The following is a 20,702-nucleotide window of genomic DNA, read 5'->3' as shown; positions in this document are numbered from 1 at the left end:
CAGTTCAGCCGACACTCAGGCGCGAACCGACCTCGATACCCCACTCGGACATGGAACCGGCGGCTGCCTCGACGGTCGCCCGAGCACCCCGGGCAGGCCAGGTCAGTCCGGTCCACGGTCGGAGAGTGGCCCGCTTCAGCACCATCCCGTCGGCGTCGACGACCGCGACATCGATCGGGTAGCGCATGCCGACCATGTGCACCGAGGCACATGGGGTCAACCAGATCGCCCCGGTCACACCAGCAGTGCCGAGCAACCCCTTGCGCCGCAATCGATAACTGTCCGCCAGCACCACCGGGGCCACCACCCGGCCGTCACAGATCAGTCTCCGATCACCCGGACCGAACCACCGTTCCTTGGTCAACACATGCTCCCGTCGATCGATAGACTCCAACAGGTCCCGCCGAGACTAGCCCGTCCGAGGGGCCGGCCTGACAGCGGACAAGGGAGGTTCTGGTGGGGCGGTACCGCTCGATCGAGCGCACCCAGCGCCGGGGCAAGGCATTGGATCGGACCATCGCGATCCTGCTCGTGGTGCTGGGGCTGACCGGCACCCTGAGCCTGCTTCCCAGTCATGCGCAGAGCTCGGTCGGCCGACTGGCCTGCCAGATCGGCTCCCTGGGTCTGTCGAATTGCATCGATTCGACGGCCGAGGCCGCCGCACGGAGCCTGGCTCCGGCACAGTGCCGCACCCTGGCTCGCCTGGACGAGGTGATCCCGGAGGCCCAGGTGACCAGTCTCACCACTGCTTCCGGGGTACCGTTGACCTGGTCGACGACCCGGTCAGGTGAGGATCGGCTGCGATTCGCCGCCGACGCCGAGGTCCCGGACCTGATTTCCGGGCAGGGACGTTCCCTGTCCGATCCGACCGCCGGGGTCACCCTGACGATGCCCAGCGAATGGTTCCTGCCCGGTGGCCAGGGCGGCCAGGAACTGGTGGAGGCCATCGACGCCGAACACCGACGTTGGGTGCAGCAGCGGTCCGCCCTGGCATTGCTCAGCGGAGTCCTCGACAGCAGCGGCTGGGAGATTCCGGAACCGACCATCCTGCGGAGCCATCAGGATCCGCGAGTCTCCCCCCTTCCCACCGCTACCGGTCAGGACGAACCACCGCGACCGAAGTCCGGACGCTGGCTGGCGATCGACACCGATCGTTCGGCCGAGGTCTCGGTGAACACGATCACCGCCCAGTCGAATCTCACCGTGCCCCTGCAGGGAGAGCTCGACGGTGAGGACATCACCGGCAGACTGCGATGGACCATCAACTCCGTCGGGGAGATCACCGAAGTGGTGATCGGTTTCACCACCGCGCAGGATCCGTTCGCCGAGGACGCGTCCGAGGAGGACGCCGATGGTGCGGAGAACGCCGCCACACCGTCCGGCCCGGCTGCAGCCGATGCCCTGACCGACGTTGTCTATCTGAGCATCCCGGTACGTACCCGTGATGAGCGTCAGGTCACCCTGGACTGGCTCACCCGCGAGGGCGGGGTGATGATCGATCTGGGTACGGCCATGAGCACGCAGGTTCCCGCTGCCGAGGACCGGTTCGGCTCGTTCCTTGCCCGTAGCGCCACCATCGTCAGCCTCACCTACACCGGGGTCTCCGTCGGTGCGGCCGATGCGCAGCTCGGCGAGCAGTTCGCCCTCGACGAGCGGGGGCCGTGGGAGGAAGCGGATCTGGTCGAGGCGCGCCAGATGGATCCACAACCGGTACGGGTCAGCCGCGATGTCACCACCGACGAGGGGTGCACGGGATGAGACCGTTGCACCGCCGCAGCCTGCTCCTCCTCGGGGCAGCAACGCTGCTCGGCGCGAGCGTTCCTCTCGCCCGAGCCGACACCCTCACGGTGGGCGACCTCTCCTTCACTCCCGGTGCGGACTTGGCCGAAGGCTCCTCTGTGGTCGTTCCCGATCTGAACTGGCAGTGGCAGGGATACCGGGGGTCCCAGGTCGCGCCCTCGGCAGTGATGCTCGCACGGGCCGACCTGCACACAGGGAGTTCGGACGAGGTATTGGCCCTGATGATGTCCTCCGCCGCCACCGGCGCCCAACCGGGTCTGGAGATCCTGGGTCGGACCGAGCGTGGAACGAGCAGCGATCTGCGTACCCGCATCGATCTGCGCTACCGGCTCACCTCGGATGCTGGTTCCACCACCGACGGGATCACCTACGAGGGAGCGATGTTGGTGCTGACTCGCTCGACGGGGCCGGCCGGCATCCTCGTGGTGTTGAGCTCCGGGAGCATCACGGGCACAGCGCTGACCGGGGTCGTGGAGTCGGCGCGGTGGAATCGATGAGTGAGCAACAGTGGAGTTACGCAGCCCAGCGCGACCCTGCCGGAGAACCGATGGCACTGCCGAAGCGGGCAGCACTCGCCTGGTCGGTCGCCCTCCTCGGGATGGCGATGCTGGCGATGGCCGTGTTCGGGACAGCCTCGGGCACCACAGTCTTCTCGACCACCCGGATGGCTGTGGCCGCGGCACTGCTGAGTCTCTACTCCAGCGCGATCGCCATGTTGGCCGTCCCGCGACGGGAACGTTCATTCATTCGGAGTTTGATCTTCGCCGGCACTGTTCCACTGCTGATAGGTGTCGCCACCGTGGTCGTGGTCCTGCGGACCGAGGTAGCGCCCACACAAGCACTGCTCTGCGGCTTGCCCTGGCTGCTCGGGGTACTGAGTGCGCCGCTGTTCGGACGTGTGGTGCCTGCGCTGCACCTCCCCTGGCGACGGGGCTGACCGAGCGTCAGGCCACCAGCCGTGGGTCGAGGTCGTCCAACAAGGTCGCCAACGGAGGGTCCAGGAAGACGAATCGATTCAGGCTCATGTCCCAAGTGATCGGATAGCTGAATCCGCCGCATTCGATGTCGGTGTCGAGGATCGGCGGCGGCTCAGGCGTGGAAGTCGGACCCGGGCTCGGCGAGGGGGGCTCGGCCGAGGGCGTCGGTGACGGCGTCGGGATGTCGAATCCAGGGTCAACCGTGCAGCTCCCCGGAGCGAACCGGGTCTGGGCCACGGCCGAGGCACTCACCACATCACCCGACACCTCGGTGGCAGGCAGGGTGACGGTGACGCTGATCCGATCGGTGAACGGATTCCAGCAGTAGTCGGTCACGTTCGCGCCGTTGGTCTGGGCCAGCCGTTGGGCCTCCGCGTGACCCCGCGCCGAACAGGCGGACCCTCCGAGCAGCACCGGGATCTCGGTGGGAAAGCGGAAGCCCGGAGCCAGATCGGACGGTGCTCGGTCCAAGATGGACCGCGCACCCGCCAGTGCTGCGGCATCGGCCGCGGCTTGGGCGGCCGAGGTCTCCTTGTTGGCGACGCCGCCGACAGCGGTCACCCCGATGGCGAAGACCACTGCCAGGATTCCCAGGAAGAGCACCACCGTGACCGGTCCGGATCCACGCTCGGCGTCGTGCGGGAGCGGCACCTGGGACTGGTTGACGACCTTCATCTGATCCCTGTCTGCTCGGGCATCTGATCCCTGTCTGCTCGGGGTGGGGGTGCTGTGGGCGGGGCGAGCCACTTCCGCAGTGCCTCGCCAGTAGTTTTGTCCGTCCGTCTCGGAACGCCGAAATCGGCTGACCGGTGATTCGGTCAGCCGATTCGGTGCCGGAGGAGGATCAGCCAGCCGAGACCGAGCTCTTCACGTTGTCGATGAAGCCCTGGACCCAGGTGCCGAGCTCGGCGCCCTGCAGGACGGTGATGACAGCCACGATGACGACGGCGGCCACCGCGATCATGCCCACGTACTCCAAGGTTCCCTGGCCGCTGTCCCGCTTGCCCAAACGGTTGTCCAGAGTTGCCTGCAGGGTGGCGAAGATGGTGATCAGGAAGCTGTTCATGATGATGCCCTTCAGTCGGTCTTGATTTTCTTGAAGTTCTCCGGCCGCTCTCTGCGGCACAACAGGAACACTACGGATCAGCCGGTCCGCCGTGATGGGCCCGAAGGCCCAACCCTGGGCCCAAAAACGAACCCGGTTTCGGATCAGGCGTCACCGAGCCACAGACTGATCGCCTCACCCCGATTACGGACACCCAGTTTGGCGAAGAGCCGGTTGATGTGATTCTTCACGGTCTTCTCCGCGATGAAGAGCGAGCCGGCGATCGTCGTATTGTCGGCACCGGTGGAGATCAGTTCGATGATCTCGGCTTCGCGTTCGGACAGGTGATACTGCGCGATCAGTCCGTCCCGGCTGCGGCGCGGACTCGCCAGGGCAGTGATCGCCTGCGGTGAGAAGGTCCCCATACCTCGGTGGGCGAGCCGGACCGCACTGATCAACTCGTTCTCGTCGAAGTGCCCGTGGACCAGATAACCCTTGGCCCCGGCCCGTACCGCCGCTCCGATGACATCAGGGGCCTCCGAATAGGTGAGCATCACGATCGACGTCTCACCGGAGAGCTCCACGGCCACCGAGACACCGTCCTGTCGGGGCATCCGGACATCCAGCAACAACACATCGGGGTGTTCGCGCCGCACCAGTTGGACGGCGTCGTGACCATTGGCTGCCTCACCGACCACGGTGATCGAAGGATCGGTCGTCAACAGGCTGCGAATGCCCATCCGAACGACCGCATTGTCGTCGACGATGCCCACCCGGCATACACCCTCGGCAGGCGCCGCCTCGCCCTCATGACCGTTCATTGCCTGGTCGCCGTCCATCTGATCTCAGTCCCTCCTCCGCTGGGGGTCTCCACGGAGACTCCACCACCCACCAACTCGGCGCGCTCGCCGATGCCCTTCAACCCGTAGTGACCTCCGTCGACCGCCCGCGACATGCGGCCCTCCGGGATACCCACCCCGTTGTCCCGGACCACCACCGTGACCGTCTCGGCATCGCCCAGCAACTCGACCTCCACCGCCGTCGCCCGTGCATGCTTCTCCACGTTGTGCAGCATCTCCTGCAGACTCGGAACCAGTTGCTTCACCACCGCCGGGGGACAGTCGACGGCGCGTACCCCGCCGTAGGCGACCGGGATCCCGGACCGGTCCGACCAGGTGCCCACCACTTCGGTCACGACCTCGATCATCGGGCGATCCTGTTCACCCCGACGCAGATCGACAAGGATCTCCCGAGCCTCCCGAGCCGCCACCTCAGCGGCCCGGGCGAGCTCGTCGGCAGTCTGCGTGGCCAGCTCCGGGCTCCGCTCCAGTGCCCTCGGCAGCGAGCGTGCTGCCAGCGAGATGCCATGCAACGACTTCCCCACCGAGTCGTGCATGTCGCGCGCCAATCGGGCACGCTCATCGGCAGCCGCCTTCTCCGACTGCGCGGCGGCGACTTCGGTCTGTGCCTGCACCAACCGGCGCACAGTGATCCTCACCACGGCGCCGATCAGTGCCACACCGAGCACGATCACCGGAAGGCCGGTCACAGTCAGCAAGACATCCCGCAGCGCCGTCCCGGTCTGCCCCATGATCATCGGCACCATGGTGGCGAACATCAGCGGTACGATCAGCAGCGCCAGTACCCGGGAGGGGAAGAGCATGCCGGCGATCAGTGCAGTGGAGATCACGGTCAGCACAGCCGGCTGACCGACCGGGACCGCAAGGATCAGCAGCGCGCTGACCAGGACATCCGCCGAGGCCCACAACGGGTGCCTGATGATCTGCCGGATCAGCCAGACACTGCGGCTCAACGCCAAACTGCTGCCGATCAGCAGCACGAGACAGATCACGGCCACCGGCGAGGGCTCGAACCAGAAGATCACCGGAGAGGCGATCGCCAGGCAGATCAGTCGGGAGACGAAACACCAGCGGACCAGCCAGCTGAACTGGCCGTCCTGCAGCAGCATCTCCGCATCGTCATCCTCGGCCGGAAGCCGAATGTCCGGCGCCGCCCCACTCACTGGAAGGACCGGAAGATCTCGGCGAAGTCGATCTCGGCGCCGATCACCAGACCGACCACCACGAACAACAACGCTGCCGGGACCAGGAACAACGAGGTGATCAACGTGACCTGCGGCGCCTTCTCCGCCGCGGACTTCCGGAGAGCCTGGCTCCGTTCCCGTCGCATGTCGACGGCGATCTGGTTCAAGGTGGCGGCCAGTGGTGCGCCCAGTTCCTCCGATTGCAGGAACGCCGTCACGAAACTACGAACGGCAACCGAGCCGGTACGTTCCTGCAACCCGTTGAAGGCGACACGCAGTGGGGCACCATGCCCCAGCTGATCGAGTGTCAACCGAATCTCCTCGGCCAGGGGACCTCGGAAACGATCCGCCACCCGGGACAGTGCGGCCCGGAAACCGATCCCTGCCGACACCGTGACCGACAAGATGTCCAAGAAGTCGGGTAGGTCGTTGTCGATCGATTCCCGCCGGATCCGGGCCCGGCGCAACAACGGCATCAAGGGCATGAACACGACCAGCAGCGGCAACATCGCCGCCACCACGATCATTCCCCGGGCGAGGAACAAGATCGCCAGGGGCAGCATGATCAGGACCCACAGAGCCACCGATTTGAGCAGTCCGTCGACGCTCATGTCCGCCGGGCTCCCGGCATTGGCGATCTGTCGCTGCAGGTACTCCACCCCGCGCCGCCCGATCAGCCTGCGCAACTGTGGGGTGAGCTTCGCCGCCAGCCGCCCCAGCGGTGTGGCCCCCCGCGCCCTCTCCCGCCTGCGCTGCTCGCGCAGCAGCAGGATGTCCTCGGCGTCCAGGTAGTCGCTGGGATTGCCCCGCATCATCCGGTACCCGATGAGCGCCATCACGAACGCTCCGCTGGCACCGATCGCGGGCCAGAGCGCGGAGAAGGACAACATCAGACGTCGACCTTCGTCACTCGATAGGCCAGGAACTGGCCCAGCGCCAGCAGGCTGAAACCGACCACCAAGGTGACCTGGCCGATGATGTTCTGAGTCATCTTCTCCACGGTTCCCGGCTGGATCACATTCAACATCACCAGCATGCCGACAGCCATGGCCGCCACCAGCCAACTGGTGACCCGCGCCTGAGCCAGCGTGGTTCGCACCTCCCGCCGGACCTCCTTGCGGTCGTCGAGGGTGACCGAGATGTCGCGCAGCGCCTTTACCAAGGAACCGCCGGACCTGATGCTCACTGCCAGGGTGGAGACGAGCACCCGCACCTCGCGGGCCGGAACCCGCTCGTACAGGTGCCCCAGCGCGGTCTCCAAAGGCGCGCCGAACCGCACCGCCTCATTGACCTTCTGGATCTCGGTCCTGGCCGGTTCGTACATCTCACGTTCGGCGATCGACCAAGCGGTGATGATGCTCAGACCCGCATTGGCCGCATTCGAGAGCACCCGGGCCAACTCCGGGATCTGTTGCACGAAGCGCTCCTGTCGGCGAGCGCGTTGACGTCGCAGCCAGACCCGCAGAATGACGAATCCGAGGATCAGGCCGAGGGCACCGAACAGCGGAGCGAACAGGGCGCTGAGCACATAGGGGAGGACGATCGTCAGCACCAGGAGCACGATCGCCACGGACAGCGGCGGATAGCTGAGCCCGGACAAGGTCAGTTCGGTCTGCAGGTATCGTCCCGGGCGGGTACGCGTGAACCATCCGCTCAGACGCCCCCACGGGGTCCCACTGACCCCGGCTCGCTCGGTGCCGACCGTGGCACCGGTGATCATCCGGCGGCGTTGCAGGACATCGGACCAGAACGCCGCCACCGCCGCCGCCACCAGACCGACGAAGAGCAGGAGTCCGAGATAGATCCCGGTCAATTCGTCACCGTCCACGTGTCCGGCAGAGGCTCTCCACCGGACTGCAGGAGACTCAGCATCCGCTCCGGTGCTGGGTACCTGTGGAACAGTTGATCGATCGCGTCCCAACGCGCGATCGTCTGCAGCCGGTAGTCCTCCCGACGTCGGGAGACCACCTGGGCCACCTCGGTGACGCGTCGGGTCCCGTCGGCGTGCCGGGTCAGCTGGACGATCACATGCACCGCATTGTTGACCTGGTCCCGGATCGCAGCGAACGGGACCTCCACGTCACTCATGGTCGCCAGGGTCTCGATTCGCGACAGCGCATCATCGGCGCTGTTCGCGTGCACCGTGGCCAATGAACCGTCGTGGCCGGTGTTCATCGCCTGTAACATGTCCAGGGACTCACCACCCCGGACCTCACCGACGATGATCCGGTCGGGCCGCATCCGCAATGCGTTGCGGACCAGATCACGGATCACGATCGCGCCCTTGCCGTCGACGTTGGCCGGACGGGTCTCCATCCGCAGCACATGTTCCTGCGACAGGGAGAGTTCGGCCGCATCCTCGATGGTGACGATGCGCTCCCGGCCGGGGATGAACTGCGACAGGGCATTCAGCAAGGTGGTCTTGCCGGAGGCAGTACCACCGGAGACGATCACGTTCAGCCGGGCCCGGACGCAGGCCGACAGGAGATCCGCCGTGGGCTGGTCCATGGTGCCGCGCTGCATCAACTCAGCCAGCCCGTAGGCCTTCGGGAACAGACGAATGGTGACTGCGGGCCCGTTCAGCGACAGCGGAGGCAGCACGACGTTCACCCGCGCACCTCGGGGGAGGCGGGAGTCCGCGGGCAACCGGGCATCCACCATCGGGCTGGCCTCGTCGACTCGCCGGTTCACCGCGGAGACGATCCGGTCGATGGTCTGGATCAGCTGTTCCTCGGACGTGAAACCTGACGGAATCCGCTCCAACTGACCGAAGCGTTCGACATAGACGGTCTCGTGACCGTTGATCATGATCTCGGAGATCGTCTCGTCGGACAGCAGGGGTTCCAAGACACCCAGGCCGATTGCCTCGTCGACCACCCGGCGGACCAGAGTTCCGCGTTCCCGAGTGGACAGGATCACGCCTTCACGGGAGATCAATGCCGCGAGCACCCGCTCCAACCGGGCACGTCGCTCACCCTCGGCGAGCCGCGAGAGTTCGGTCAGGTCGACCTCGTCCAGCAGCAGGGTCTTGAATCGTTCGACCAGGGCGTCGTCGGTGTCGGTCACACCGGCCAACGGATTGCGTCGGGCGAAACTCTCGCTGAACCCTGCCCTCATGGCATGACCACTTCACGAGTCACATCACGATCGGCGATCACGACGAAGCTCGGGGCCTCGACCACCACCCGGACACCATGATCGGGGCCGAAGGCATCGACCGACACCAGGCTCAACGACCCCGGCAGGCTTGCCTCGGCCGCCGAGACCGGACTCTGTCCCAAGGAGTAGGCGCGCGCCGCATCCCGGGCGGCCTGGGAAGCGGCATTGGCCGTGTAGACGACCGCGAGCAGCTGCATCCCGAGCAACAGCACCACCATCACCATCGGCACCAGGGCGACGATCTCCAAGGTGGCCGACCCGCGATCGCGTCGGCACCGTCGTGGCGGGCGGTCCGCTGATCCACCCATCACGGTTCCTCCACAACGGATCGCCGGGTGTCGATCTCGACACTCTGGGTGACCCCCGATCCCACCAGCAATGGCGAATCCACACCGACCTCGACCTGGCCATCCGGAGTGAAGGACACCGAGGTGGACATTCCCGAGGGAACGGCCGCAGCCACCGCTGCGGTCGGGTCCTCACCGAGCGAGACAGCTCGCGCTGCGGCGTCCGAGGCGACCCCGCACCAGACGAAGGACAGGCCGAGCAGCAGGAACTGCATGCACAGGACGAGGACCGCGAGGGCCAATGGGAACATCGCCGCGGTTTCCAACGCGATCTGGCCGGCGTCGGCACTCCGCCGCCCACGGGCGACCTTGCTCCCGGAAGCCGCTCCGGTCACTGCTCCACCACGGCGGCCGTCCGCGGCCACCGACCCACCGCTTGCGCTTGCCGCATTCCGCACGCTGGTGGCGGTTCCGGCCGACTCGGCCAGGGACTCGCGGAACTTCTGCGCCACATCGAGTTCGTCACCGATGGCCCGGACACTCTTCCACCACCGTTGGTTGCGTACCTCCGAGGGCGTACGGGTGTTGCCTGCTCGTGACAGTGCCTGATCGAGCACCGGCAACAGGATCTGTGAGCGTTCACCGAGAACCAATCGATCGATCGTGTCCTGCTGGATCTCACCCCGCTTGTCGAAGCGGTTGACCACGACCCGCACGTCCTCCGGCTCGGCCACCCCCAACGACTCCCAGGCCACCATCTGCCGTCGTGCCGCCCGCAGTGCCGGCACCTCGGCCCTGACCAGTTGCACCGTCAGGTCTGAGGACTCGACAGCAGCCGCCTGACTGGTCGTCACCGCAGACCCCGTGTCCACGATCACCAGGTGGTACATCGTCCGCAATCGGGCGATGATTCGTCGCACGGCATCGGGGGTGACGAACTCCGCCTCACGGATCTCGGTCGGGGCCAGCAACAGGTGAAGTCCGCTGGTGTGCACGATCACGGTGTCGGAGACCGATCGCGGCGCCAGATCATCGCTGATCTTGGCCAGGTCGGCGATCGAGACCCGGTGGTTCACATCGAGATAGCTGGGGACGTCGCCCTTCTCGATGTCCAGATCCATCAGGCACACCCGCATCCCGGGCTCACTGGTGGCGATGTCCCAGGCGAGATGGGTGGCGAAAATGGTCGTCCCGACGCCGCCCTTCGCCCCGGCGATACTGATCACCCGACCCGGGTCGTCGACCCGATTACGACCGCCACCGTCACCGGCAGCCGCCCGGATGACCTGGCTGCGCTCGATCGCCGATCCCAGGCGTTGGTTCAGTTCCTCCAACCCGAACGGGTCCAGCAGGACCCCGACCGCCCCCATGTCCATGGCATTGCTGTAGACCTCCGCACCGCGCGCGGAGCTGACCACGAGCACCGAAAGGCCCGGATCCCGGCTGATCAGGTCCCGGACCACCGGCAACACCGCACCGGGCCTGCCACCGAAGTGATCGTGGACGAACAGCACTTGCGGCCGGTGCTTGAGGACGATGGCGGCCAGTTCGTTCGGTGATTCGGCGACACCGTCCACGGTGACATCGAAGTCGGACTCCTCCAACCGGGTACGCAACTGTTGATTGAGCACCTGGTCGGCGATGGCGATCACCACATGGTTCACGACCCCGCTCCTTCCACCGGCACGGCGTCGCCTCCGAGCTGGGAGGCGTCGTAGGTCTTCTCCTCGTCCGACCGATCCTGGGCAACCCCGGGAGGTAGACCGACCAGCCGCACCTGAGCCGCGAAGGTGTTGGCGTAGGTGACCGAGAGGGCAGCTTCCGACGGCAGCGCGAGGGTCACCGGGATCACATCCTGCAGGGTCTCCGAGTCCGGCGACAGCACCTGCTGCTGACCGGCAACCGAAACCACCCGGACGTTCTCGACCAGGATCCGCGCCTGCTGCGGCAGACCGGGCACATCGGCGAACACCGCGTAGACATCCACCCGGTCGCCGGGGCGTATCCGGCCGGCGATACCGGTCACCGCATCGACGTTCACGGCGATCTCACGTTCATCGGCATTCAGGTCACTGGGTGGGACCAGGACATCGAGACTGATCGGCGAACCGGCAGCCATCGGGACCGCGGTCACCCGGCCGTCGATGTCCTGGCTCTGCAGAACGGTGTTCGCCGCCGCCCACCGCTCGGGGACCTGGACCGGTTCGGTGTTGTCGCCCGACAACGTCGTGAACGCCTGCAGATCCTCCTTGACCTGATAGATGGTGACCATCGGCCCCACTCGGCTGTTCACCTCCCGCACGTAGTTCGAGACCCCGACGAAGACAGCCGCGGCAACCACGGCGGCCAAGATCATCAGGAACACGCCACGCCGCTGGCGCGGATTCATCGGTTACCTCCAGACCGGGAACTTCGAACAGTTCGGGTGGACGGCGGGTCCATACCGAAGCCTTGCTGGTCCGGGGCCATTTCGACAGGGCTCACGGACCCGCTGGAATTGGGCCCAGGGACACTGGTCGCTCGGGCGGGCCCGGGAAATCCGGCTGCCCGCGCGGGAACCGAGCCCGGACCGGCGTCACGGTCGGAACCGGATTCCTCGGCGATCGCGGCCCTGGCCGGCGCCGACGTGCCCCAGGTGCGAACGGACGGTTGAGCCTGAGCGGTCGATTGGGCCCGGGCGGTCGATTGGGCCCGGGCAGCCGGTTGGGCCCGGGCGGTCGGTTGGGCCCGGGCGGTCGGTTGGGTACGGGTACCACCGAAGCCGACGGCCGCGCCCCCGCCGGTCGCATCGATGGCCGCAGCGGTCGCGCGAATCTCCTCCGGGGAAGCCAGCGCGACCACGTCGGCCCCGGCGAGTCCGCGTTGGGAGCAGTAGAGGCAGCCACCGGCGCCGATCGAGACACCACAGGTCGGGCAGCGCTGATCGAGTTCACGGACCGGTTTCAGCGAACCCAGCGCGAAGAGTTCCACGGCACCCCGACCTTCCACCGGAGGCCGGATCGTCGAACGCACACCGACCGTTCCGTAGTCGACACCGGTGAGCTGCTCGGCCAGCAGCCCGGACACCTCACCGGCCACGCTGAGCCTGCTGTGGTCCGGCAGCGGCGGGCCGTCGACACCATCGACCAATGTCGGATCACCGAGCACGCTGAAGAACCCCGGGCGGCCGAACCAACTGCGCAGACGCTGTCTGGTCGTGGGCTTCAGGCCACGCGTGAGTCCACGCGGATGCCAGAGCAGGCTGCGTGAGCTGAGTGCCAACTGCCGGACCACCGCGACCGCCTCACCGGGGTCGTGCCACGCCCGGCCCTCGGCCCACTTCACGGTGGTAGCCAGGCCGGTCAGACCGAAAGGGTGGTGGTTGAGGGCAAGAATTCCGAAATACTTCTCCGGATGACTGGCGATGGCCACATGGACGAGTTCCCGGGTCTGCACCTCGTAGTCCGGCGGCACCAGGATCAGGACGTGGTCGTCGTCGGAGATCGGCGCCGCAACACGTTCGATCGCGTCCAACAATGCCGTCGACTCAGGCTGGGGAACGCCTGCCACGCCCTCGAAGTCCTCAACGCCCACGACCGCCAAAAGCATCACATTCCCCTTCCTGCTGGTGAACCGATCGAAAGCTATCACCGCGTCGGCGCATCTTCAGAGCCTCTGCCGAAATGGTCGGCGACCCCCGCAGAGCGCCGAACCGGCTTCACCGTCGTACCCGGCGAGCGATCAGCAGACCGGCACCGGCACCGACACCGAGCAGCAGCACACCACCGCCGACCAGCGCGAGGGGGACCCACCGCGGCGTGCCAGGTTCACCCTCGGTGACCGGAGCCGGATCCTCGGTCGGCTGTTCGATGCTCGGTTCGGCAGTCGGCTCGGGTTCGGCGTGGACCGGTGCCCCGGCAGGCTCCCCTTCGATCGCCAGGTTCACCTGAATGGGCAGGATGCGGCCGCGAAGATCGGGCTGCCCTGGCTCGACCTCCACTGCGAGGTAGTAGTCACCGGCCTGCGATGCGCTCGCCACGGCCCCTGAACTCTCACGATTGCGGACGCGTACCTCGGGCGTTCCCACCGTCAGCTCGGCGGGTGAGTTCTGGCGCATCAGCACCGTGGAAGTGCTGGCCAGTTCGGCCCGGTCCACCCCGAGGGTGCGGCTGCGCACCACCAGCGAGGCAGCACCGTCGACCGGTGGATCGCCGTCACCGGGCCCCACCACTGTGGCCCGGAAGGACTGACCGGCCTCCAACGGCACCTTGTACAACACGGTCTCGCCGACGGTGACCTCGTCGCGCCAACTGCCTTCACCGATCTCCCCGGCGTCGGAGAATGCGGTACCGCCGGTCACGGCCTCGGTGTCCCCCTGCTCCTCGACCGGATCCTGCCCTGAGGGCATCGTCGCCGGCTCGGGCAACTGGTCGTAATTGGTGATCGGCGGCTCCTCGTCGATGACGATCTCGAACTCCTTCGCCGCATCGGTCCCCCCGGCGACCTGATCCCGCTCGATGGCCAGGAAGAGTGGCCCGTCGGAACAGGCGTCGGTGGAACGGACCGCCACCCCCAGAACGCGGTCGGAGGTGAAGCTGGATGAGCTCCGGTCCACCTCGGAGGCACATTCATTGCCCTGTTCATCGCTCAGTGTCGCCGACCAGTTCTCCTGGGTGACGATGCCGTCCGGTGTCATCACCGTGTCCGCCGTCGCGGTAATCCAGGAACCGGGTACGGACCGCTCGATCCGGTAGTGCAGGGTCTCCCCGACCGGCATCGTGTCGGTGTACTGCCCTGCCCCCACCACCGGTGCGCCCGGAGCCGTCGAGGTTCCCTCGACCGGTGTCCCGGAGATCGCGAACGGGCGCAAAGCCCGGGTCGCCAGCTTCTCGATCGCTTCCACCAGTTCGTCGGTGTTGTCGGCGTCGAAGTAGGCGCCGCCGCCCTTCTCGGCAATGCAGGTCAACTGGCTGCGAGCCTCGTTGTTCACCCCGAAGCCGACGGCATTGAACTGCAGGTCGACCCCGGCGTCGGCCAACTCTTCGGCGGTCGCACACGGGTCGGGGGAACAGTTCTCCTCCCCGTCGGAGATCAACACGACGACCTTCTTGCCGTTCTCCTCGAAGTCACCGACGGTCTGTTCCAGGGAATAGGCGATCGGTGTTTCCCCCTTGGCTTCGAATGAGTCGGCTGCTGCATACATCCGATCACGTTGCAAGGCACCCATGGGCATCACCAGTTCGGTGTCCTCGCAGGCCGCCGGATTGACCTCCTTGGACTCTGCGATCTCCGATCCGTAGACCCGCAACCCCACCTGGGTCCCCTCGGGCAGGGACTCACCGACGGCCCGGAGTGCCTTCCGCGCAGCCTCCAGTTTGGTGCTTGAGCCATCCACCGACTCGTTCATCGACCCCGACACGTCGAGCAGCAGCATCACCTGGGTGGCTTGGTCGTCCTCGGCATGGGCCGGGACGGGAGCGAGCCCGACAGCGAGCGTGGCGGCCAGGGCAACCGTCGGCAGTGGCAACAACCTCAGGGACATGCAGGGGGCTCCGTTTCCTCGGGGTCGGGCCAGACTGTACCGGCACTTGCGCCGGCACGGCCTCAGACCAGCGGAAGAGTCCAGACGACGGCCGCGCCGAGAATCATGGCCGGGCCGAGGGGAAGGTGATCGCGCCGTCCGGCGCGCCCGGTGATCAGCAGGATGATCGCAACCAGCCCCCCGAGCACGAAGCCGGCCAGTAGACCGACCAGCGCCGCCGTCCAGCCGAACCACCCGAGAAGGGCGCCCAGGACACCGGCCAACTTCACGTCTCCCAGCCCCAGTCCCGCACTGCCCGAGCCGACCACTGCGAGCAGGAAGTACCCGACCAGGGCTGCCACCATGCAGATCATCGCCCGCCAGAACGGCCACCATTCGCCGTCGGTACCGGCTGCCACTGCGAGCACGGCAATCACCACTGGGTAGGCGGGCAGTACGATCCGATCCGGCAGTCGGTGCACCTCGATGTCGATCACCACCAGCGACATTCCCCAGATCCAGGCCGCAACCAGCAAACCCGTCACGGTCCAGTTGTCGCCACCGAGCAGGGCGGTGGCGAATCCACCCCAGGCGGTTGCCAGGGGAAGCGGCCAGAGGGGGATCTTTCGGTGCTGCTCCGAACCCTCATGGACGTAGTGCCGTGGACGCAACAACAGCACCGATCCGATCCCGGCGATGCCGGCGATCAATCCACAGATCAGCGCAACTCCCACCCGATGGCTCCTCTCCCGAGCAGACGCCCCGTTCCCTTGCGGTAGCAACTGCTGCTCTGCTGCTTGACCGCATCCAGCCGCGGGGCCTATGCGCGCTCCTCACGTCTGGTTCGGACAACGGTCCGGACCACGGCTCCGTGGTAGTTTGACCGCTGTCGTCGCCGACCGTGCGCACCAGTTGCCGGATACGTGAAGGAGCCTACGTGAAGCGGAAGCGGATCCGTCCGGTGATTGCTGCGGGCGCCGCGACGATCGTGCTGCTCGCCGGCTGCACCAGCCCGGAGGATGCCAATTACATCGAGGTGACGGTGGGCAAGCTGACCATCGACCGCCCCGCCGCCTGGGCCACCGAGGTGCCGACCGAGGAACCGTGGACCGCCGGCTGGGCGGTGGCAGCGGATTCGATCGAACAGATCCGACTCTCCGGTGACTTCGGCGACTACACCTCGGCCGCCGAAGGTGCGGCGACTCTGACCGCACAGGCGCAGGTGACCTTCGAGGGTTTCGAGATCGTCGAGTCCAGAGATGTCGAACTGCGCGGAGCCACCACCGGTCGGCTGGTGCGCTTCACCATCGACGACCCGCAGGGCAACGACGTGGTGGGAACCTGGATCGTCGGCGCCGTCTGGCCCTATCCGCAATCGGCCGCAGTGGCGACCCTCACCCCCACCCACGATCCCGATCTCGAACGGCGCCTGCTGGAGTCGTTCGAGATCTCGGCGGACACCGGACGATGAACGGCATGTCGATGCTGCTCGCGCGGCCCCTGAAGGAAAGGCAGTCATGACCTCCGAGCACCCCCATCAGCGTGGCGCGTACTCCCGCCAGCGAGCCGTCCCCGACTCATCACAGGCACCGCTGAGCTGGCCTCGCCTGGTGAGCCGGATGGTGATCGGTTCAGCGATCGGCCAGGTACTGGGTTATCTCCTGTCGGGCTTCGCGCTTGTGGCCACCGGGAACTCGACCGGTGCGGTCGGTCTGTTGATCAACCTGATCGGTGGCATCCTCGGCGGCCTGGCAGCCGGTCTGCTGGCCCCGCGCCGCGGTCGTCCGTTGGCGGCGATGGTCGGGGTCTGTGCGGGTGTGACGCTGGTGATCGGCGGCGCTCTGACACTGATGTCCACGATGGCCTCACCTGCGATCAATCCGCCGGCGATCGGCTGGACGCTGCTCGGTCTGCTGCTCACCGTGGTCGGCGCCGCAGCAGCCGCGGCGGCGGTCTGGGTGCTGCGCTCGCGCCGAGGCTGAGGCACGATCAGGGCCTTCGTCCGTGGGATTGGGCCCGGCAGTGGGGCCAGGGGCCTAACCGGGATGACCTCTGAAGCCCTAGCGTGGGTACCGCTGTCGAGTTGAGCACCAGGGGCCACGACTGGCCGCGCTTGCAGACACATTCGGGGAACGGGGGCAATACCGTGGAGTTCAGGACTGACTGGCTGCGACCCAGCCAACGTGACCGGGGTGCCGGCACCCTCGAGTACATCGCAGCCCTCGCGGTGGCATCCACCTTGATCACCGGCGTCGCGTTCAGCTCGGTCAAGTCCGAGCCCGGGGTGATGGCCCAGACCGCAATTTGCCGGGTTTCGACCGCTCTGGGTGTCAATCTCGGATGTGATCCTGCCGACGAGGCCGACCCGCCTGAGGCCGATGAGGAGGCCTTCGACCCCAAGCCCGACCGCTGCCGGATCGGGCAGACCACCGACCAAGTCAGCTCGGTGGTGAAGATCGGCATCATCAAGTTCGGCGAGGATGCCGCGCTGGTACAGACCACCTACAGCGACGGGTCGATCGATCTGACCGTGACCGACGGCGCGGGTCTGGGTGTGGAGAGCGGCGTCGGCGCCCGATTCCGTGCGGGAGAACTGGAGGCCGGAGCCAAGATCGACTTCGGCGCAGGCCTCGAGTTCGACTACGGGAGCACTTGGACCTTCAGCGGTGACGATGCCCAGGCACAGGCCGACGGCGTACTGGAGCAGATCAACGCCTACAAGCTGCAGCAAGAACAGCTCTCTGGTCAAGGAGCGCCCGGAATGGCCCTCTATCTGTGGCTGACCGACGGTTATGTCGATCCCCCCGCTCCTCCGAACCAGTCAACAGCCACCGTCGAAGTCGACAGTGAGGTCGGCGGGCAGGTCGGGTTGGTTCCTCCGTGGGACACCACCGACCGTTCGAAGGTGCAGCCCGGGGATGTACCGAACATCGACCTGGCGAACGGGGGGCTGCGAGGCGGGCTCTCTGGCGTTTGGACCACGGTCACCGACCATGACACCGGTGAGGTCACCTACACGACAGGTGGCGAAGCCTACGGCTCGTATTCAGTGAGCGCGGGGGGTGCCGAAGGGTTGATCGGCATCGATTCCGAGGGTCGCGGGCTCTACGGTTCCGACATCTCTATCACCCGCAACGCGGACGGGGAGATCACCAACGTCAGCTTCACCACAACCCGTGAGTCCAGCTCCGGCGGTGAAGGGACGATCGGTTCCGATGACGCCAATGTGTCCGGAGGCACGAGCGGCGCCGATGTCGAGGTGGTGACCACGTCCTTGGATGTCGATCAGCTCTCTCCCGAACAGCAGCAGCTCGTCGAGGACTGGGTCTACAACGACGGCATCGTCACCGATGACCGGATGAATCCGACCGACCCGGTTGCCGATGATCCCTTCCAGAATCTCCTCTACAGCAACGCCCAGGTGACGACCCTGCAATTCGACAACGTCACCGACACCACCGGTTTCGCCGCCGAGGTGAAGCTAGGCCTGACCCTGGGTGTGGACTTCAGTCTCACCCAGACCGACTCGACGACGGTCGGCGCCACCTACCTCGGTGCCCCCGGTAGTGACGGTTCACGCGCGGATGTGGAGTTCAGCGAATGCCTGCCAGGGTGAGTTGATCGTCGGCGAACCCGGCCGGATCAGGTGATCGGGGTACGGGACCGCCGCCAGGCGACGGTCCCATCGACTCAGTTGTCGTCCTCGTCCCCGCCATCATCGGTGCTGCCGGCTGCGGCGGGCCCGCGGGCGAAGTTGGTCGCCGGCTCGTCCCGGAGGGCTGCGGCCATGGCTGCGGAGTAGATCCGTCCCGCATCGCCGCCGCCGGAACCGGCCAGGTAGGTACCACTGGCCGGCAGGGTGAGGCCCTGCAGGCCTGTGCTGCGCCCTGCCCAGTAGTCATTGGTCTTGTCCACCGCGATCATCGCCGAACCGGCAACCTCGGGGGTGTACCCGGCGAACCAGACCGCGTTGTTCCCGTCGATGGTGCCGGTCTTGCCTGCCTGCGGGTAGCCACCGGGGATCGTCGCCGGCTGTCCCGTACCGCCGCTCTGCATCACCGTCTGCAACAGTGCGGTCGTCTCGTCGGCCGCCGCCTCCGACATCACCCGCTCACAGTTGGCGCTCGGAATCTCGACGTCATCGCCGTTGGCGTCCTGCATCGACTCGATGATGATCGGGTCGCAGTGGACCCCGCGGGCCGCCAGGGTCGCGTACACATTCGTGACCGACAGCGGGGTCACCTCGGCCACGCCGAGGGTCATCGACATGTCGTGATCGAAACCGTAGTCCCGTCCGGCCGGATCGACCAAGGTGCCGCCGGGGGCGTACTCCAGGCCCAGCTTGTCGGCCATCTGGGCGACGTTGCAGCCGCCGGTGGCATTCTGCAGCTGGATGAAATAGGTGTTCACCGACCGGCGCAGTCCCTCCCGCATGTCGACCCGGTTCGGAGCCGAGACGGAGTTGGCCGGGGAGTACTCGCCGACCTGGGTCGCCGGGCCGTCACAGGTGGTGTAGGTGTCACCCTGAAACGGCCGTCGCGACGGTGAGTCGTACGCCGTACTCGGCGGCAACCCGGATTCGAGCGCTGCAGCCGTGGTGATCGCCTTGAAGGTCGACCCCATCTGGTATCCCTCGGCGCCGTTCATCTCCTGCGAGACCGCGTAGTTGTAGAAGGTCTGCCCCGCGTCGTCGCCCATCTCCGGACGGGACTGGGCCATCGCCAGGATCAGCCCGGTGCCCGGCTGGATCTCGGTCATCACACCGATCGCCGGGTCCTCGGCGGCGATCATGCTCGCGACCGCCTCCTCGGCCTCCCGCTGAGCCTCCCGATCGATCTGGGTGTGGATCTGCAGGCCGCCACGCAGCAGCAGGTTCTCCCGGTCCTCGCGGGTCTCCCCGTACCGCTGGTCGTCCAGGATCGTCTCCCGGACGTAGTCACAGAGGAAGGGGAACTCCGCAGCCGCACAGTTGTTCTGCGGCCGGGAGATGTCGTCGGGGTTGTAGTCGGTGTCCTTGGCCTCCTGCGCCTCGTCGGAACCGACGAGCCCGAGCTCAGCCATCCGGTTGATCACCACATCGCGCCGTTCCAGCGCCGCGGCGACGTTGTTGGACGGATCGGTGGCAGTCGGGTTCTGCACCATGCCGGCGAGCATCGCCGACTCCGCCAGATCCAGATCGGCAGCCGACTTGTCGAAGTAGGTCTGTGCCGCCGCCTCCACGCCGTAGGCACCGGAGCCGTAGTAGGCGATGTTCAGGTACCGCTCGAGGATCTCGTCCTTGGTGAGTTCGCGCTCCAGACCCATCGCGTAACCGAGCTCCTGCACCTTGCGGGCGACGCTGGTCTCCTGGGCGCGGGCGACACCCTCCTCATCGCCGTTGCGGGTGGCGATGTCGATCTGGGCCATCTTCACGTACTGCTGGGTGATCGAGGACCCGCCCTGGGTGACACCACCGGCCGCGGCATTGCTGAACAGGGCCCGCAGGAACGCCTGCAGGTCCATCGCGCCATGCTCGTAGAAGCGGTGGTCCTCGATCGCCAGCTGGGCCGAGATCATGGTCGGCGAGATCTCGTCCAGCGTCTTGTAGACACGGTTCTCGGCGTAGAAGTTCGTCAGCACCTCACCGTCGGCGGTGTAGATCGTGGTCCGCTGCCCCTGCGCCGGTACGGTCAGCTCCTCCGGCAGGTTCTCCGCCGCCCGTACCCCGGCGCGTGCACTCGCCGTCGCGATGGCTGCGTAGGGAACGATCAGACCGGCCACCAGCACGCCGCTGATGACGCTGACGACCAGGAACATGACTGCGCCGAAAGCCTTCGCGGCAGGCCGTCGGTCGGGGTCTCGGGATCGGAGCAGGGATTTCTTCGATGCAGGGGCCACGACACCATGGTTC

Annotated in this window: 21 protein-coding genes; 6 read left to right on the top strand and 15 right to left on the bottom strand. The window is 66.7% G+C overall.

What is annotated here, in order from left to right; all coding sequences use genetic code 11:
* Positions 1-4 precede the first annotated feature (4 nt).
* A complete protein-coding gene (locus tag CLV29_RS13440) occupies positions 5-394 on the bottom strand; it encodes a DUF192 domain-containing protein (protein ID WP_208292956.1) in 390 nt (129 codons plus the stop codon).
* Between the two features lie 62 nt (positions 395-456).
* Between CLV29_RS13440 and CLV29_RS13435 the strand changes: the two genes are divergently transcribed.
* Genes CLV29_RS13435 through CLV29_RS13425 form a run of 3 tightly spaced genes read left to right on the top strand, consistent with a single transcriptional unit; the run spans position 457 to position 2,737 of the window.
* On the top strand, positions 457-1,758 hold the full coding sequence (locus CLV29_RS13435) for a hypothetical protein (protein WP_133755579.1): 1,302 nt from the start codon (positions 457-459) through the stop codon (positions 1,756-1,758).
* Positions 1,755-2,297, top strand: coding sequence for a hypothetical protein (locus CLV29_RS13430; RefSeq protein WP_133755578.1), 543 nt, complete (start codon positions 1,755-1,757; stop codon positions 2,295-2,297). Before CLV29_RS13435 ends, CLV29_RS13430 begins: the two co-directional genes overlap by 4 nt.
* A complete protein-coding gene (locus tag CLV29_RS13425; RefSeq protein ID WP_133755577.1) occupies positions 2,294-2,737 on the top strand; it encodes a hypothetical protein in 444 nt (147 codons plus the stop codon). The genes CLV29_RS13430 and CLV29_RS13425 overlap by 4 nt, the downstream gene beginning before the upstream one ends.
* Positions 2,738-2,744: 7 nt before the next feature.
* On the opposite strand, the gene CLV29_RS13420 is transcribed toward CLV29_RS13425, so the two are convergent.
* The 13 genes from CLV29_RS13420 to CLV29_RS13360 all read right to left on the bottom strand — a co-directional run bounded on the left by CLV29_RS13420 (position 2,745) and on the right by CLV29_RS13360 (position 15,546).
* Positions 2,745-3,452 (bottom strand): pilus assembly protein TadG-related protein, encoded by a 708-nt coding sequence (locus CLV29_RS13420; RefSeq protein ID WP_133755576.1) that lies wholly within the window; start codon positions 3,450-3,452, stop codon positions 2,745-2,747.
* A gap of 169 nt (positions 3,453-3,621) precedes the next feature.
* The gene (locus tag CLV29_RS13415) at positions 3,622-3,843 is read right to left on the bottom strand and encodes a hypothetical protein (protein WP_133755575.1); all 222 of its coding nucleotides are present in this window, start codon (positions 3,841-3,843) and stop codon (positions 3,622-3,624) included.
* A 143-nt stretch (positions 3,844-3,986) separates the two neighbouring features.
* On the bottom strand, positions 3,987-4,661 hold the full coding sequence (locus tag CLV29_RS13410; protein WP_208292955.1) for a response regulator: 675 nt from the start codon (positions 4,659-4,661) through the stop codon (positions 3,987-3,989).
* A complete protein-coding gene (locus CLV29_RS13405) occupies positions 4,640-5,791 on the bottom strand; it encodes a sensor histidine kinase (RefSeq protein ID WP_133755574.1) in 1,152 nt (383 codons plus the stop codon). Before CLV29_RS13405 ends, CLV29_RS13410 begins: the two co-directional genes overlap by 22 nt.
* Before the next feature lie 50 nt (positions 5,792-5,841).
* Positions 5,842-6,756 (bottom strand): type II secretion system F family protein, encoded by a 915-nt coding sequence (locus CLV29_RS13400; protein ID WP_133755573.1) that lies wholly within the window; start codon positions 6,754-6,756, stop codon positions 5,842-5,844.
* Complete coding sequence (locus tag CLV29_RS13395) at positions 6,756-7,694, bottom strand: type II secretion system F family protein (protein WP_133755572.1); 939 nt, start codon at positions 7,692-7,694, stop codon at positions 6,756-6,758. The genes CLV29_RS13400 and CLV29_RS13395 overlap by 1 nt, the downstream gene beginning before the upstream one ends.
* Positions 7,676-8,983: a TadA family conjugal transfer-associated ATPase gene (locus CLV29_RS13390; protein ID WP_133755571.1), complete on the bottom strand. Its 1,308-nt coding sequence runs from the start codon at positions 8,981-8,983 to the stop codon at positions 7,676-7,678. The genes CLV29_RS13395 and CLV29_RS13390 overlap by 19 nt, the downstream gene beginning before the upstream one ends.
* Entirely contained in the window at positions 8,980-9,333 is a 354-nt protein-coding gene (locus CLV29_RS13385; RefSeq protein WP_133755570.1) for a TadE/TadG family type IV pilus assembly protein, read from the bottom strand. Before CLV29_RS13385 ends, CLV29_RS13390 begins: the two co-directional genes overlap by 4 nt.
* Positions 9,333-10,976, bottom strand: coding sequence for a CpaE/TadZ family protein (locus tag CLV29_RS13380; protein WP_133755569.1), 1,644 nt, complete (start codon positions 10,974-10,976; stop codon positions 9,333-9,335). The genes CLV29_RS13385 and CLV29_RS13380 overlap by 1 nt, the downstream gene beginning before the upstream one ends.
* The gene (gene cpaB / locus CLV29_RS13375) at positions 10,973-11,701 is read right to left on the bottom strand and encodes a Flp pilus assembly protein CpaB (RefSeq protein ID WP_133755568.1); all 729 of its coding nucleotides are present in this window, start codon (positions 11,699-11,701) and stop codon (positions 10,973-10,975) included. The genes CLV29_RS13380 and cpaB overlap by 4 nt, the downstream gene beginning before the upstream one ends.
* Positions 11,698-12,900 (bottom strand): hypothetical protein, encoded by a 1,203-nt coding sequence (locus CLV29_RS13370; protein ID WP_133755567.1) that lies wholly within the window; start codon positions 12,898-12,900, stop codon positions 11,698-11,700. The genes cpaB and CLV29_RS13370 overlap by 4 nt, the downstream gene beginning before the upstream one ends.
* 109 nt (positions 12,901-13,009) lie before the next feature.
* Positions 13,010-14,833 carry a vWA domain-containing protein gene (locus CLV29_RS13365; RefSeq protein WP_133755566.1) on the bottom strand — a complete coding sequence of 608 codons (1,824 nt, stop codon included), beginning with the start codon at positions 14,831-14,833 and terminating at the stop codon, positions 13,010-13,012.
* A gap of 62 nt (positions 14,834-14,895) precedes the next feature.
* Positions 14,896-15,546: a prepilin peptidase gene (locus CLV29_RS13360; RefSeq protein ID WP_133755565.1), complete on the bottom strand. Its 651-nt coding sequence runs from the start codon at positions 15,544-15,546 to the stop codon at positions 14,896-14,898.
* A gap of 203 nt (positions 15,547-15,749) precedes the next feature.
* Here CLV29_RS13360 and CLV29_RS13355 point away from each other — a divergent pair, with 203 nt between their 5' ends.
* The 3 genes from CLV29_RS13355 (at position 15,750) to CLV29_RS13345 (ending at position 18,428) form a co-directional block, all read left to right on the top strand.
* Positions 15,750-16,283 carry a hypothetical protein gene (locus CLV29_RS13355; RefSeq protein WP_133755564.1) on the top strand — a complete coding sequence of 178 codons (534 nt, stop codon included), beginning with the start codon at positions 15,750-15,752 and terminating at the stop codon, positions 16,281-16,283.
* A gap of 46 nt (positions 16,284-16,329) precedes the next feature.
* Positions 16,330-16,794 carry a hypothetical protein gene (locus CLV29_RS13350; protein WP_133755563.1) on the top strand — a complete coding sequence of 155 codons (465 nt, stop codon included), beginning with the start codon at positions 16,330-16,332 and terminating at the stop codon, positions 16,792-16,794.
* Positions 16,795-16,958: 164 nt separating this feature from the next.
* On the top strand, positions 16,959-18,428 hold the full coding sequence (locus CLV29_RS13345; protein WP_133755562.1) for a hypothetical protein: 1,470 nt from the start codon (positions 16,959-16,961) through the stop codon (positions 18,426-18,428).
* Positions 18,429-18,502: 74 nt separating this feature from the next.
* On the opposite strand, the gene CLV29_RS13340 is transcribed toward CLV29_RS13345, so the two are convergent.
* On the bottom strand, positions 18,503-20,689 hold the full coding sequence (locus CLV29_RS13340) for a transglycosylase domain-containing protein (RefSeq protein WP_133755561.1): 2,187 nt from the start codon (positions 20,687-20,689) through the stop codon (positions 18,503-18,505).
* Between the last annotated feature and the right edge of the window lie 13 nt (positions 20,690-20,702).

The organism is Naumannella halotolerans, assembly GCF_004364645.1.
In the GTDB taxonomy this organism is placed as follows: domain Bacteria; phylum Actinomycetota; class Actinomycetes; order Propionibacteriales; family Propionibacteriaceae; genus Naumannella; species Naumannella halotolerans.
This window is presented reverse-complemented; position numbering and strand designations above follow the sequence as displayed.